This is a genomic window from Sphaerisporangium sp. NPDC005289, from assembly GCF_040607455.1.
Taxonomy (GTDB): Bacteria; Actinomycetota; Actinomycetes; order Streptosporangiales; family Streptosporangiaceae; genus Sphaerisporangium; species Sphaerisporangium rhizosphaerae.
The window spans coordinates 555897-570094 of the sequence record NZ_JBEXGS010000003.1 but is presented as its reverse complement, the minus strand read 5'-3'; the positions used below and the strand labels follow the sequence as shown (position 1 = coordinate 570094).

13 protein-coding genes are annotated in these 14198 nt (G+C 71.7%); 5 read left to right on the top strand and 8 right to left on the bottom strand.

What is annotated here, in order from left to right:
- Positions 1-10 precede the first annotated feature (10 nt).
- Positions 11-754 carry a CAP domain-containing protein gene (locus ABZT47_RS08145; RefSeq protein WP_354837531.1) on the bottom strand — a complete coding sequence of 248 codons (744 nt, stop codon included), beginning with the start codon at positions 752-754 and terminating at the stop codon, positions 11-13.
- A gap of 378 nt (positions 755-1132) precedes the next feature.
- Between ABZT47_RS08145 and rplM the strand changes: the two genes are divergently transcribed.
- From rplM to glmM, 3 genes are read left to right on the top strand one after another with little or no spacing between them, the layout of a single operon-like run.
- Positions 1133-1576, top strand: coding sequence for a 50S ribosomal protein L13 (gene rplM, locus ABZT47_RS08140; protein WP_354837529.1), 444 nt, complete (start codon positions 1133-1135; stop codon positions 1574-1576).
- A gap of 53 nt (positions 1577-1629) precedes the next feature.
- Complete coding sequence (rpsI, locus tag ABZT47_RS08135) at positions 1630-2154, top strand: 30S ribosomal protein S9 (protein ID WP_354837527.1); 525 nt, start codon at positions 1630-1632, stop codon at positions 2152-2154.
- Positions 2151-3512, top strand: a complete 1362-nt coding sequence (glmM, locus tag ABZT47_RS08130) for a phosphoglucosamine mutase (RefSeq protein ID WP_354837525.1) — start codon at positions 2151-2153, stop codon at positions 3510-3512. Before rpsI ends, glmM begins: the two co-directional genes overlap by 4 nt.
- 188 nt (positions 3513-3700) lie before the next feature.
- On the opposite strand, the gene ABZT47_RS08125 is transcribed toward glmM, so the two are convergent.
- Entirely contained in the window at positions 3701-4249 is a 549-nt protein-coding gene (locus ABZT47_RS08125; protein ID WP_354837523.1) for a hypothetical protein, read from the bottom strand.
- 131 nt (positions 4250-4380) lie between these two features.
- On the opposite strand from ABZT47_RS08125, the gene ABZT47_RS08120 reads away from it, so the two are divergent.
- Both ABZT47_RS08120 and ABZT47_RS08115 read left to right on the top strand, forming a co-directional pair.
- Positions 4381-4755: a hypothetical protein gene (locus tag ABZT47_RS08120; RefSeq protein ID WP_354837521.1), complete on the top strand. Its 375-nt coding sequence runs from the start codon at positions 4381-4383 to the stop codon at positions 4753-4755.
- A gap of 269 nt (positions 4756-5024) precedes the next feature.
- Positions 5025-8582 carry an NACHT domain-containing protein gene (locus ABZT47_RS08115; RefSeq protein WP_354837519.1) on the top strand — a complete coding sequence of 1186 codons (3558 nt, stop codon included), beginning with the start codon at positions 5025-5027 and terminating at the stop codon, positions 8580-8582.
- Positions 8583-8592: 10 nt separating this feature from the next.
- Here the strand turns inward: ABZT47_RS08115 and ABZT47_RS08110 are convergent, their stop codons facing one another.
- The 6 genes from ABZT47_RS08110 to coaA all read right to left on the bottom strand — a co-directional run bounded on the left by ABZT47_RS08110 (position 8593) and on the right by coaA (position 14177).
- The gene (locus tag ABZT47_RS08110; protein WP_354837517.1) at positions 8593-9309 is read right to left on the bottom strand and encodes an ABC transporter permease subunit; all 717 of its coding nucleotides are present in this window, start codon (positions 9307-9309) and stop codon (positions 8593-8595) included.
- 118 nt (positions 9310-9427) lie between these two features.
- Positions 9428-10345, bottom strand: a complete 918-nt coding sequence (locus tag ABZT47_RS08105; RefSeq protein WP_354837515.1) for an ABC transporter ATP-binding protein — start codon at positions 10343-10345, stop codon at positions 9428-9430.
- Positions 10342-11241 (bottom strand): ABC transporter permease, encoded by a 900-nt coding sequence (locus tag ABZT47_RS08100; RefSeq protein ID WP_354837513.1) that lies wholly within the window; start codon positions 11239-11241, stop codon positions 10342-10344. The genes ABZT47_RS08105 and ABZT47_RS08100 overlap by 4 nt, the downstream gene beginning before the upstream one ends.
- Complete coding sequence (locus ABZT47_RS08095) at positions 11234-12142, bottom strand: ABC transporter ATP-binding protein (RefSeq protein WP_354837511.1); 909 nt, start codon at positions 12140-12142, stop codon at positions 11234-11236. Before ABZT47_RS08095 ends, ABZT47_RS08100 begins: the two co-directional genes overlap by 8 nt.
- Positions 12143-12293: 151 nt before the next feature.
- Positions 12294-13265, bottom strand: coding sequence for a DUF389 domain-containing protein (locus ABZT47_RS08090; protein ID WP_354837509.1), 972 nt, complete (start codon positions 13263-13265; stop codon positions 12294-12296).
- Between the two features lie 9 nt (positions 13266-13274).
- Positions 13275-14177: a type I pantothenate kinase gene (gene coaA / locus ABZT47_RS08085; RefSeq protein WP_354837625.1), complete on the bottom strand. Its 903-nt coding sequence runs from the start codon at positions 14175-14177 to the stop codon at positions 13275-13277.
- Positions 14178-14198 lie beyond the last annotated feature (21 nt).

Below are 14198 nucleotides of genomic sequence, written 5' to 3'. Positions count from 1 at the left end.
ACACGACAAGTCAGGAATAGCCGAAGTCCTGTGTCCACCATGTGTCTCCCGAACCGTGTGCGACGCCCACCCCGACGGTGGTGATCCGGCAGTTCAGGATGTTGCGGCGGTGCCCGGTGTTGGCCATCCAGCCCTGCACGGCCTCCTCGGCCGATTCGTAGCCGCGGGCGATGTTCTCGGCAGCGCTGTTGCTGTATCCCGCGCGGGCCATGCGGTCCCACGGGCTGAGCCCGCCGGGCGAGGTGTGGCCGAAGTAGTTCTTCGCGGCCATGTCCAGGCTGTGGGCGCGCGCGGACCGGGTGAGCCGCGGGTCGACGCGCAACGGAGCGCATCCCCGCGCGGTGCGCTCCTGGTTGGTGAGGCGGACGGCCGCGGCCTCGAGCCGGGCGACCGGAGGTGCTCCGTCGGGGGGCGCCTGCGCCGTGTCGTCTCTGCCGCTCGCGGTGCCGACGCTCGTGCCGGGCGGCATCTCCGACCCCGAGCCGTCGATGGTGTGGCGCCGCCTGGTGGCCGTGGGAGTGGGCTGCGAGCGCGCGCCGGCGGTGGGTGAGACGAGCGGGCGCGTGACGTGGCCGAGGGGCGCGCGGTCGACCGAGGACGTCGCGGTGGGCCGGGGCGCCGCGAGGAGCCGGGTGCGGGTCGGCGCGGGAGGGCCGGTCTGGAGGTAGATCTCGTCGGGCCGTTCGGCGCCGTTCAGCCGCACCACCACGAAACAGGCGACCAGGGCCAGTGTCAGGCATGCCAGCAGACCCACGTGGGTCCGCCGACGGGGGAACCGCTGGGTGTGCCGAAGGTGAGGGCGCTGACACATACCGCTGCCAATATAGAGAGGTCAGCTCATGTTAAAGAAGAGACGCGAGGGACTGGTTTTCGTTGAGGCATTGGTCCGATCACGGAGTAGACTCGCCGGGCGGACCCGTTGTGACGGTCCAGGTTCCGGCGTCGCCGTTTTGACCCGAGCCCGTCACCGGCGGTAGTCTGCACATTTGTTGTGTGCGAACTGGTCCCTCGTGACCGGTGCGCGGCGCGGTCCGGCGTCATCTCCCTGCTCGTGGAGACGGAAGGTCTGGGCTGTCGTGCGCCCGCCCACGACCTCCGCCAGACACGCCAACCCGACAGAAGGCTTACCACCGTGCGCACGTTCACCCCTAAGGCCACCGACGTACAGCGTCAGTGGTACGTCATCGACGCCACCGACGTCGTGCTGGGTCGGCTGGCCACCCAGGTCGCGACGCTGCTCCGCGGTAAGCACAAGCCGATCTTCGCGCCGCACGTCGACACCGGTGACTTCGTCATCGTCATCAACGCCGACAAGGTGGCCCTGACCGGCAAGAAGCTGGAGCAGAAGAAGGCGTACCGTCACTCGGGCTACCCGGGCGGTCTGCGCTCGGTCTCCTACAGCGAGCTGCTCGAGAAGCGTCCCGACCGGGCCGTGGAGAAGGCCGTGAAGGGCATGCTCCCCAAGAACTCTCTCGGCCGGAAGATGGCCAAGAAGCTCAAGGTCTACGCCGGTTCCGAGCACCCGCACCTGGCGCAGCGGCCGGTGCAGTTCGAGATCACCCAGGTCGCCCAGTAGTCGCACACCGTTGGCCGACGGCTGACGCCGAGATCGAAAGTTAGAGGAGAACCGTGGCCGAGCCCACCGGTGTCGAGACGCCCCTCGAGGGCGAGCTGGACATTGCGGACAACTCCGAGGAGTTCCCGTCCGAGTACACCAGCGAGTCCGCTCCCAGCAGCGAGGTCGCCGCACGTAAGCCCATCACCACGGGCAACTCTTACGGCACCGGCCGCCGCAAGGAGGCGATCGCCCGGGTTCGCATCATGCCGGGCACCGGCAAGTGGACCATCGAGGGTCGCTCGCTGGAGAACTACTTCCCGAACAAGGTCCACCAGCAGATCGTCAACGAGCCCTTCGTGACGCTCGGCGCCGAGGACCAGTTCGACGTCTTCGTCCGCATCGACGGCGGCGGCGTGACCGGTCAGGCCGGCGCCGTCCGCATGGGCCTCGCCCGCGCGCTCACCGCGCTGGACACCGAGGTCAACCGTCCGCCGCTGAAGAAGGCCGGCTTCCTCACCCGCGACGCCCGTGAGACGGAGCGGAAGAAGGCCGGTCTGAAGAAGGCCCGTAAGGCTCCTCAGTACAGCAAGCGTTGACGGGTCGGCTGTTCGGCACCGACGGGGTTCGTGGGGTCGCGGGTCGCGACCTCACGGCCGAGCTCGCCATGGACCTCTCGGTCGCGGCGGCTCACGTCCTCGGCGATGCCGGCGCGTTCGAGTCGAGCGTCGGGCGGCGTGGCCGCCCGGTCGCCGTCGTGGGCCGGGACCCGCGCGCCTCGGGGGAGTTCCTCGAGGCCGCCGTGGTCGCCGGCCTCGCGTCGTCCGGTGTGGACGTGCTGCGCCTCGGCGTGCTGCCCACCCCGGCCGTCGCCTATCTGACCTCCGCCCTCGGGGCCGACCTCGGGGTCATGATCTCCGCTTCGCACAACCCGGCGCCCGACAACGGCATCAAGTTCTTCGCCCGTGGCGGGTACAAGCTGCCCGACGCGGTCGAGAACGACATCGAGCAGCGGCTCGGCGAGAAGTGGAGCCGTCCGGTGGGCGCGGCCGTCGGGCGGGTGCGCGAGGCGTACGGCGAGGCCGACCGGTACGTCTCCCACCTGCTGGAGACGCTGCCGGGACGCCTGGACGGCCTGCGGGTGATCATCGACTGCGCGCACGGCGCCGCGCACATGGTGGCGCCTGAGGCGCTGCTGCGCGCGGGGGCCGTCGTCGAGACGATCGGTGCCTCGCCCGACGGCCTGAACATCAACGAGGGCGTCGGCTCCACCCACCTCGATGCCTTGCGCGAGGCGGTCGTGGAGCGCGGGGCCGACGCGGGCATCGCCTACGACGGCGACGCCGACCGCTGCCTGGCCGTGACGGCGTCCGGCGAGGTCGTGGACGGCGACCAGATCATGGTGGTGCTGGCCATGGCCATGCACTCCGCCGGCACGCTCACCAAGGACACCGTCGTCGCCACCATCATGTCCAACCTCGGCTTCAAGCACGCCTTGACCAAGGCCGGGCTGACCATGGTGGAGACCGCCGTCGGTGACCGTTACGTCCTTGCGGCCATGAAGGCGGGCGGCTACAACCTGGGCGGCGAGCAGTCGGGTCATGTGGTCATGCTCGACCACGCCACCACCGGCGACGGCCTGCTCACCTCGCTGCACCTGCTGGCCGAGGTCAACCGGTCCGGCCGCTCGTTGTCGGAGCTGGCCTCGGTCATGACGCGGCTGCCGCAGGTGCTGGTGAACGTCCGGGACGTCTCCAAGGCCAAGGCGGCCGCCTCGCAGGAGCTGGCGGCGGCCGTGGCCGCCGCCGAGGAGTCGCTCGGCGACGGCGGCCGGGTGCTCATCCGGCCGAGCGGCACCGAGCCGATGGTCCGGGTGATGGTGGAGGCGGAGTCCCAGGACGAGGCCGAGTCCATCGCCCGCAAGCTCGCCGACGTCGTCCGCGCCACCTGCGCCTGACCGGCCGCGACGCCCGCACGGGCGCCGGCGGCCCCGGTACGGCCGCGGCGCGGAGCGGACGGTCGTGGCCTTGACGCCGATGTCCCCCGTACGACCTCGTCGTGCGGGGGACGTTCGCGTCCAGGGGCGGACACGGGCGCGAGACGCAGGCCGGTGCCCGTGGCGCGGGCGCGGATTCGGAGCGCGGGTCAGGCGTGGGCGCGCAGTGCCGCGATGACCCATTCGAAGGACGGCACGCCCGAGGGGTACGGCGGGCGGCCGTTGAGCACGGACATCAGCTCCCAGTAGCGCTCCACCCGGCGATCGGTGAAGGTCTCCAGCCGGTCGGCCAGCGCGGCCCGTTCGGCGGCGGGCGTCTCCGGCGCGACGATGCGGTCCAGCACCTGCCGGCCCTCCGGCGACTCCGGGGCGACGCCCGCCGCGACGGCCGCCCCGGCGTGCTCGATCACCGTCTGCGCGTCGTAGGGCTCCGCCTGCCCGCCGCTCTCGACGCCCGCGAGCACCATCTGGCGCACGCGCCGCTGGAACGCCTCGTCCGACAGCAGCCCGACCAGCTCGGACCACGCTTCGCCCAGTTCCTCGGCGGGGGCGTCCGGCAGCTCGTCGGGCAACCGGCGCATGGCCTGCCCGATGCCCGCTCCGGGAGCGTCGGGGGCGATGCCGGCGAAGGCCTGGTCGACGAAGCCGTCGACGATCCGCTGCCGTTCCGGTGCGGAGAGCTTGGCCAAATCGTGCATGATTTCTCGTCTCCTCAGTCATGTCCGCGAAGCATCGGTCAGGGCGATGCTTCGAGGGTCAAGACTTCACCTTCCAGTCGGTGGAGACTCAACCGCTTTTCCGCATCTAGGGTGATCTAAGGTGGCTGCTCGTGGTCGGTAGGCGCAGGCACCAGGTGATGGCCGTCATCTCCCTTGCCGGAGGTGTGGCCCTGACATGGACGCTGGCGGCCACCGGCACCGACGGCGACTTCTTCCGTTCGCTGCTGTATCCGTGGACGTGCGCCGGGGTGCTGCTGGTCGCGGTCATCCTGGGCGCCGTCGTCCGCGTGGGGAGCGCCCTCGCCGTCCTGGTGCCCTTCTCGCTGCCCCAGCCGCTGCTGGCCGTGTGGAACGGCATGACGCCCCGGCCCGACGGTGAGGGAGGCCTGTGGGTGCTCGGCTTCACCGTCTCGACGCTGCTGCTGGTCTTCTCGGTCGGTTGTGTCGCCATCGGAGTGTGCATCCGCCTGATGTTCCGCCGCTGAGTTCGCTTGGCCTCGCTTCGCTCGGCGGGCTCGGGGCGCCTTTGAGGCGGCGCTCTTCGTCGTCATCCGGGCTCGTTCCTCACCCTCCTTCCTCCTCAGAGCACCGCCGCGCCCCGAGCGGGTTCTTGGGCCGATCCGTTGGAATCGCTTGGCTGTGTTCGCTTGGCCTCGCTTCGCTCGGCGGAGATCTCGGATCGGCGAAACGCCCCGTCCGCCGGGGGCGATTCCGGTTCAGTGGTGTCCGTGGGCCGGCGAGGAGGAGGGCATCGGTGCGGGGTCTGAAGGTCCTGGCGCGGGTGGTCGCCGGCGCGGCCGGCGTCGTCGCGGCGGGGGTGGCCACCAACCAGGTGCTCGACAACGGCGCGCTGAGCTGGAACTGGGCGTACGCCGCGTTCGCCCTCGCCCTGATCGCCGAACTGTCCCGGGAGTTGCTGGTCTCCCCGCCGTCGCCCGTCCCGGGTGCCCGGCCGCCGCGCGGAAGCCTCGGCGTCTACCTGCGCCAGGTGCGCGCCAGCGTGAGCTACATGGAGACCCTCGGGGTGGCCACGCAGAGCGAGTTCATGCTGCGCACGCGGCAGGTGTACGTCGATGTCAGCCTGATGCCCAAGCCGACGCACGACACCGCCCGCGAGCCGTACGTCGGCGCCGTCCCCGCCCGGCCACACGCGGTGCCTGGCGAGCGGCGGACGCTGGAGTCGTTCCTCGCGGCGGGGCACGACGGCGGCCGGGTGCTCGCGGTCATCGGCGGCCCCGGTTCGGGCAAGACGACCCTCGTCCGCACCACCACGCTCAACCTGAGCACGCGTACGTGGCGGTTCTGGAGGCGCGGCCCGCTGCCCGTCCTGCTCTATCTCCGCGACCACGCGGGAGCGCTGCCGGCGGCGCAGCCCCCAGGGCTCGCCGACGTGGCGACGTCGGCCGGCTGGCTGGCCGGGAGGATCCCCGCCGCGTGGCTGGAGCGGCGGCTCGACCGGGGCGGCTGCGTCGTGCTGCTGGACGGCCTGGACGAGGTCGCCGACGAGGAAGACCGCGTCCGCGTGGTGGCGTGGATCCGGCGGCAGATCGAGCGGCATCCCCGCAACCGGTACGTCGTCACCTCCCGGCCGCACGGCTACCTGTCCAACCCGCTGCCGAGCGCCGAGGTGCTCCAGGTGCGGCGCTTCACCCACGAGCAGATCACCCGCTACCTGCACGGCTGGTACCACGCCATCGAGAGCCGCGCCGCCGGCGCCACGGGCCCGGCCGTCAAGGAGATCGCCGCCGGCAAGGCCGACGAACTGCTCGCCCGCCTCCGCGCGGCTCCCGGCCTGTACGATCTGGCGGCTAACCCGCTGCTGCTCACCATGATCGCGAACGTGCACCGCTACCGCGGTCAGCTCCCGGCCGGCCGCGCCGCGCTGTACGCCGAGATGTGCGACGTCCTGCTGCACCGCCGCCAGGAGGCCCGCAACCTGACCGACGCCACCGGCCTGCGCGGCCCGCAGAAGGAGCGCGTCGTCCGGCACCTGGCGCTGGCCATGATGCGGGGCAGGGTCCGCGACATGGCCGCCATGGACGCCGGCAGGGCGATCAGGGGGGCGCTGCGCCAGGTGTCGGGGACCGTGACCCCCGAGGTGTTCCTGGAGGAGGCCCGCAAGAGCGGCCTGCTCGTGGAGCGCGAGCACGGCAGGTACGCCTTCGCCCACCTCACCCTGCAGGAGTACCTGGCCGCCGCCCAGATCGGCCAGCACGACCCGGGCCCGCTCGCCGGCCACGTGGACGACCCGTGGTGGCGGGAGACCATCCTGCTGTGGTCGGCCAACGCCGACGCCACCCCGGTCATCGAGGCGTGCCTGGCCTCGGGCACCGTCCGGGCCCTGGCGCTGGCCTTCGACTGCGCCGAGCAGGCCCTCCAGGTGGACCCCGGCGTCCGGGAGCGGCTGGAGGCCCTGCTGCACGCGGGCGACGCCGAGCAGGACCAGGACCGCCGGCGCCTGCTCGCCGGGGTGAAGGCCGCGCGGAGCCTGCGCGAGGTCATCTGGCTCGACGAGAACACCGCCGTCTGCGCCCGCCCGGTCTCCCGCGACCTGTACGACATGTTCCTCCGCGACACGGGCGTTCGCGGCGACACCTGGTACGGCGCACGTGGCCAGGCGCCGTCCGGTGACGCCTCACCCTCGGGCGGCGGGGACGCGCCGCCCCGGAACGGTCGGGACATGCCGTCCGCCGGCCGCCAGGACGCGCCGCCCGGGGCGGCCGGAGACGGGCCGGCGATGGGAGTCCTCGCCGGTCACACTCACCTGTTCGTCGGCTGGTTGAACGATCTGCTCGACGGCGACGTCACCTACCGGTTGCCGACCTTGGAAGAGATGGGCGACCCCGCCCTGAGCCTGGTGGCCGGTGTGTCGGGGCACACCGTCTGGGCGCGCGGCCCGGGCGACGCCGGGGCCGCCGGTGATCCCGAGCCATCGGAGGTCACCGTCACCGCCGACGGCGTCGTCCTGCACCAGCCGGTCGGCGTCGCCTCCCCGTACGCGCCCGACGTCTCGCGGCTCGTCGGCTACCTGGCGCGCGACGTCGCCCTCTGTGGCGACCACCTCGCCCTGGCGCTGGGTGCGGAGCCTCCCGCCGAGGTGTGGTCGCACACGCGCGTTTTCGCCGCCGCGCTGAGATACGTCGAGACGCCGTCGCCGGGACCTGTCCGGGACGACTTCGCCCGCGTCCTGGTCCTGGCGTTGCGCCTAGAGCTCGAACGCCTCGGAAACCTCGTCTTGGACCGCGCGCCGCACGTCCGCCGCGCCGTTGTGCTCTCCCGTGTCATGCGACTGGGACAGGCTCTCGGCCTGGATCTGGCGTCCCATGTCGGCCTCACCAGGTTCCTCACGTTGGACGAACTGATCGGCTCCAACCTGCCAGGCAGGGCATCCCTGGACTCCAGGGAACTCTCCCCGTTGTTCTCGTCGGCCACCCTGCTCGCGCCGTTCATGGAGCAGATCGACGAGGTTCTGGGCGCCTTGGGGCAAGTCGATGACTTGCTGGATTACCTGAGCCTGGAGCAGTGGGGGGTCATCGTGTCGCACCTGGAGGAGGCGCTCCAGCATGCCGCCGATCTAGCTCATGCGCGCCGGCTCGGCCTCATGGGCGGTGATCCGGCGGGGGAGTTCGACCGCGCCGGCGCTCTGGGCCGGCTGTCCGGCCTCGCCGGCGACCCGGCTCACCCCCCGGACGCGCTCCTCGACTACTACGACGGCTCGGACACCTCTGGCGGGGCACACGACCTCAGGCGCGCGCTCGGCCTGGCCCTGGTGATGCATGACGAGCGATTCGAGGGCACGATGGTCGCGCTGCGCGCCCTGCGGACCTTGTGGCGGCCGGCGCGGATCACGGCCGGGGGCGGCCGGGGGCGGACGCCCCAGGGAGGACCCCCGCTCACGACCTTCAACCGCACCGCCTTCGATCGTGCGCTCACCGAGTTCAGCGCAGGGTTGTCCTTCACACTGCGACACCGCGGAAACCCCGTCGCGACCCTGCGAGCAGGCATTGCCGTCCTGTCGGTGAACACCTCTCCGGCCTCGCCCGGCCATGCCGAGAGCCTCTACGGGCGCGCCCTGCGTCTGGCCGAGGAGGCCGAACAACTGATCGCCCCGGTGCTGTGCGGTGGCGCCCTCTACAACGTGATCGACTTCGCTCACGCGCGCATGCGTCTGCTCGCAGCCGTGACGCTGCTGATGCGCTCTGACGAGGCAGCCGAACGGCTCACCGAGGCCATGGCCGGGCTCGCGGGCCTTCAGGAACGTTTCGAGGGCCGCCTGCCGGCGAACGAACTCATCGTGCTGGTGCGGAGCTGAAACCGGCGGGTCACTCGTCGCCGGTGAGGGAGAGGGAGCGCAGGCGGTTTCCGGCCCACAGGACGGCGCCGATGGTGACGATCAGGACGGCGGGGACGGCGAAGCCCATGGTGACGGTGGGCTTGAAGAAGTCGGTGGAGGTGAGCTGCCCGGCGAAGGTCTGCGCCCACTGCTGGATGGAGAAGTTGCGCGCCCCCGGCACCAGGCCGCCGACCAGGCTCTCCCAGACCACGGCGTAGATGATGCCGACCGTCACCGCGTGCCGGGTGATCACGCCGAGCAGCAGGAACACCGCCGAGTAGGCGATGCCGCCGATCAGCGCGCCCAGCGCGAACCCGGCGGCGATGCCGGCCTCGTCGCGCAGCAGGAGGTACCCGGCCACGAACGTCGGGACGGCGGCGAACAGCGCGAGCAGCGAGGCGGCGACCGCGAACTTCGTCACGGCGATCACCGGGCGCGAGATCGGCTTGGACAGCAGGTGGATGATCGTCCCGTCGTCGATCTCGGGCGAGATGGTGCCCGTGCCGGCGATCAGGCCGAGCAGCGGCAGCATCGTGCCGATGGCGTAGACCTGCATGAGGGTGACCGTGGCCCGCTCGTCGGTGCTGCCCACCAGGCGCAGCACCACGGCCAGGCCGATAAGGACGAGCGGCAGCAGGATCAGCAGCAGCACCCGGCGGCGCCCGAGCACGGCGCGGTAGGTGATGCCGGCGACGACGGAGTTCATCGGACGCTCCGGAGGGTCAGGTGTGCGGGGGTCGGGCGGCCGGGTCGGCGCGGGCCGGTCACCGAGCGGCCCAGGAGGTGGGGACCGGTGACCGGGTGCTCTGCGGAGTGGGGACCGGTCATCGGGTGCTCCGGGAGATCAGGTAGGAGAAGACGCTCTCCAGGTCCTCGTCGGCGGGTGAGAGCTGCCAGACGCTGACGCCGGCGTCGCGCGCGACGCGGGGGAGCAGCCAGGTGAACCTGCGGAAGTCCACGGCCTGCACCTCGAGGCCGGCCTCGCTCAGCGAGACCGCGCCGGAGGAGGCGTCGGCGATCAGCGCGGCGGCCAGTTTCCGGTCGTCGCTGGAGCGCACGCGGAACAGGTGGGGCCGGTCGGTCATGCGCCGCCGGATCTCGCGGAAGTCGCCCGAGGCGGCGTGCCGGCCGGCGACCAGCACCTCGATCTGCTGGGCGACCCGCTCGACCTCCTCCAGGATGTGCGAGCTGAACAAGATCGTGCGCCCGGCGGATCCGAGCTCTCTGACCAGGTCCATCAGGTGCAGGCGCTGGCGCGGGTCCATGCCGTTGAACGGCTCGTCCAGCAGCAGGACCTGCGGGTCGTGGACCAGGGCGGCGGCGACCTTGACCCGCTGGCGCATGCCCTTGGAGTAGGTCTCGACGCGGCGGTCCTTGGCGTCCTCCATCTCGACCATGGCCAGCGCCTTGGCCGCGGCGTCCTCGGGGGACGGCAGGCGGTGCAGGCGGGCGCTGGACAGCACGAACTGCCAGCCGGTGAGGAAGCCGTAGACGGCCTCGCGCTCGGGGACCAGGCCGATCGAACGGTAGATCTGGTGGTTGCGCCAGATCGGCCGCCCGTCGAGGGTCGCGGTGCCGGTGGACGGGGCGAGGAACCCGGCCATCATGTGCAGCAACGTGGACTTGCCGGCGCCGTTCGGGCCGAGCAGCCCGGTCACGCCGGGCCCGACGGTCATGGTGACGTCGTTGACGGCCACGACGTTGCCGTACCAGCGGGAGACCTGTGCCAGTTCGATGTTCACGATGAGGCCGCCTTGCGGTAGCGGAGGACGAGCGCGGTCACCGACACGGCGATGATCGCGAGCACGACCGCGGCGGCGAACGGGCCGCCCGCCCCGGCCGGGTAGCCGTCGCCGTTGTTGGGCGCGGTGCCGAACAGCCACACCTGCACGGCGTCCACCAGGAAGAACGGATTGATCAGCCAGGCCCACTGGGCGGCGCTGTCGCGGCTGACCGACATCAGCACGCCGACCAGCACCCCGGAGATGGCCGAGGAGAGCAGGTAGACCGCGATGACCGAGGCCACGCCGAGCCCGCGCCGCGGGGTGAACGACGCGAGCGCCACGCCGACCGAGGCCAGCAGCACCGCGTAGACGACCGAGGTGCCCAGCGCGGCGAAGTAGTCGTGGGTGTGGGGGGGACCGGGCAGGTCGATGAGCAGCTCGCCGATGTAGAGGGTGGTCAGCGGCACCGCGACCAGCAGGAACAGCGCCGCGGCCATGGCCGTGAGCTTGGCCGCCACGTAGTCGCCGGTCTTGACCGGCCTCGACAGGTACAGCGGCAGCACGCGGAAGCGCAGGTCGGGGGCCACCAGGTAGGGCGCCTGGGCGGCGAGGAAGACCGCCAGCACCGCCTGCATCGTCACGGCGTAGGACGGGTACGTCAGTCCTTCGCGCTTGATCAGCGCCATGATCGCGATCGAGACGGCGGCCGGCAGCATCATGACCGCGCCCAGCCCGAACGGCATGATCTTGGCGCGGGCGGTGCGGCCGAGGCCGAAGACGCCGCGCAGGCTGTGCACCGCGAGGGCGGCGAAGGCGTGGCCCCGCCCGTGCCTCGGGCCCTCGTAGTGCCGGTAGCCGATGTCGTGGATCACGCCGGTGGGGGCGCCGACCGGCGCGGGGATGGTCTCAGACATGGGAGGCCTCCTCCCTGAAGACGTCCTCGATGCGGTGGCGGCCCTGCTCAAGGCGGACCAGGCTGAGATCCAGGTCGCACACGGCGTCCCGGACGACGTCGAAGGTGTCGGGGGAGCCGGCCTCGACGCTCAGCATGCGGCCGAGCGGAGTGACCTGCCGCCCGATCTCGCCGAGCCGCGCGGCCAGGCGGTCGGCGCCCTCCTCGACCTCGACGAGGATCGAGTGGGTGGCCTGGGTGAACTCCCCGATGGCCGAGGAGCGCAGCAGGCGCCCCCCGTCGATGACGATGACGTGGTCGCACACCCGTTCGAGCTCGCCGAGCAGGTGGGAGGTGACCACGACGCTGATGCCGAACTCGGTGCCGATGCGCCGGATCAGCGCCAGCATGTCGTCGCGGCCCTGCGGGTCCAGGCCGTTGGTCGGCTCGTCCAGGAAGACCAGCTTGGGGTCGTGCACGAGGGCCTGGGCCAGCTTGACCCGTTGCCGCATGCCGGTGGAGTAGCCGCCGATGGGCCGGTAGCGCTCCTCGTACAGGCCGACGTGGCGCAGGGTGTCGGCGGCGCGTTCACGCGCGGCGGTGCGCGGCAGGCCGGACATCTGCGCCATGTGCACCGTGAACTCGGTGGCGGACACGTCGGGCGGCAGGCAGTCGTGCTCGGGCATGTAGCCCACGACGTGCCGGATGTCGAGGGACTGGGTGCCGGGATCGAAGCCGAGGACGGTGGCGCGGCCCTCCGTCGGGGGAAGCAGGCCGAGCAGGATCTTGATGAGCGTGGACTTCCCCGCTCCGTTGGCGCCGACCAGGCCGGTGACACCCGACCCCGCGGTGACGGTGAGGCGGTCGAGCGCCGTCACCCGGGGAAAGCGTTTGGTGAGTCCCTCGGTCGCGAGGATGGTCATGACCTGGACACTATCCAAGCCCGCGCGGCCGGGCCTCCCTCACACGGAGGAACCCCGCCTCATCCGGGGGACGGGCTCGGCGACGGTTCCCCCTAAGGGCTTCTTCAGGGCTCCGCGGACGCCGAGCGCCGTGAACGCGCCCGGGAGGGGTTCAGGAGCGCCGCGAACCCGCCCGCGCGTGCTGGACGGGGGCGCGCGTGATGCGCACGCCGTACTTCGACCAGAAGAAACGCTGGACCAGCAGGGTGAGCGTGCCCGCGATCACCATGCCCGCGATGTTGACCGCGAGCTGGACGACCGAGCCGCCGACGTCCCCCCAGCGGCCGAGCGCGAGGGCCACGGCGGCGTACCCGGCGGCCGGCACCGTGGTGACCGAGATGAACACGCCCACCAGCGCCGAGGACTTGCCGGCCGTGACCGACAGCACCCCGGCCCCTCCGGCGAGCAGCGCGACGATGAACGACCACTTGTCCGGCTTGACGATGAACTCCACCTCGGCGTGCCCGTCCAGGCTGTGCGGGGTGATCCAGCCGACGGCGGAGTACAGCAGCGCGCACACGCAGGTGACGGCGATGGCCACGGCGAACCCGATGACGAGAGCCCGGGCGGCGCTGCCGATGAGCCGCGCGTCGCGGCGCAGCAGTCCGAACGAGATGCCGGCCACCGCGCCGAACTCGGGCCCGAGGACCATCGCGCCGACGATCAGGATGAGGGACGGGAGGAGCACGCCGATCGCCGCGAGCTGCGTGGCGATGGTGAGGAAGGCGAGGAACGCCCAGGTGACGCGGCAGTCGCCCGCCACCTGGCGGGAGAACTCCTCCCACACGACGGCGTCGTCGGGGGCGCCGGGCGCCTCGGCCTCGGCGGCGTCGGCGACCTGCGACAGCGACAGATCGACCCGTTCGACGGCGATCGAGCCGTCCTCGGGCAGGCGCAGCTCCTTCAGCCGTTCGATGATCTCGTTGGTGGCCTCCCGCGCGGCGTCGAAGAGCAGCACGTCCCCCTTGGGACGGTGGCCGGCGCCGGGCATCACGACGATGTTGGTGACGCCGGTGGCGCCGTCCAGCAGGCTCAGAACGTCGGCGGTGCGGTCGGACGGGGAGATCACCCGTAAGTGCAACACGGGCGAAGCCTATGTGCGGCGGAGCTGGATGCGGCGCACCGAGTGGTCGGCCCCCTTGTGCAGGACCAGGCCCGCGCGCCCGCGCGTGGGGGCGATGTTCTCGATCAGGTTGCGCTCGTTGACGTCGCGCCAGACGTCTTTGGCGAAGCGGGTCGCGTCCTGCTCCGACAGGTCGGCCAGGTAGGCGAAGTAGGACTTGGGGTCGGCGAAGGCCGTGCGGCGCAGCTGGTGGAACCGGTCGACGTACCAGGACCGGATGTCCTCGACCCTGGCGTCCACGTAGATCGAGAAGTCGAAGAAGTCGTTGACGGCGAGCGCGGTCGGCGGGGCGGGCTGCAGCACGTTGAGGCCCTCGACGATCAGGATGTCCGGCCGGCGCACGGCCTGCACGGCGCCCGGGACGATGTCGTACGCCAGGTGGCTGTAGACCGGGGCGTGGACCTCGGGCACCCCCGCCTTGACGTCGGCGACGAAACGCACCAGCGCCCGGCGGTCGTAGCTCTCGGGGAAGCCCTTGCGGTGCGGGATGCCGCGCTCTTCCAGCACCGCGTTCGGGTACAGGAAGGAGTCGGTGGTGATCAGGTCCACCCGGGGGTGCTCGGGCCAGCGGGCGAGCAGGGTGTGCAGCAGCCGCGCCGTGGTGGACTTGCCGACGGCGACGCTGCCCGCGATGCCGAGGATGTACGGCGGCGGTTCGCGGTCGTCGCCGAGGAAGGTGTTGACGGCCGCGCTGCGCTGCCGCGCCCCGGTGAAGTGGAGGTTGAGCAGGCGGGTCAGCGGCAGGTAGATGTCGGTGACCTCGGCCAGGTCGATCGGGTCGTCGACGCCGCGCAGCTCTTCGAGCTCCGCGGCCGTGAGGGTGAGAGGCGTGTTCTCTCGCAGGTCCCGCCAGTGCTCGCGGCTCAGCTCCACGTACGGGTTGGGTGCCTCCAT

Coding starts and splice junctions, on each gene's coding strand:
- ABZT47_RS08125 (WP_354837523.1), bottom strand. CDS start 4,249: ATGCACGATTTGGCCAAGCTCTCCGCACCGGAACGGCAGCGGATCGTC.
- ABZT47_RS08110 (WP_354837517.1), bottom strand. CDS start 9,309: ATGAACTCCGTCGTCGCCGGCATCACCTACCGCGCCGTGCTCGGGCGC.
- ABZT47_RS08100 (WP_354837513.1), bottom strand. CDS start 11,241: ATGTCTGAGACCATCCCCGCGCCGGTCGGCGCCCCCACCGGCGTGATC.
- ABZT47_RS08095 (WP_354837511.1), bottom strand. CDS start 12,142: ATGACCATCCTCGCGACCGAGGGACTCACCAAACGCTTTCCCCGGGTG.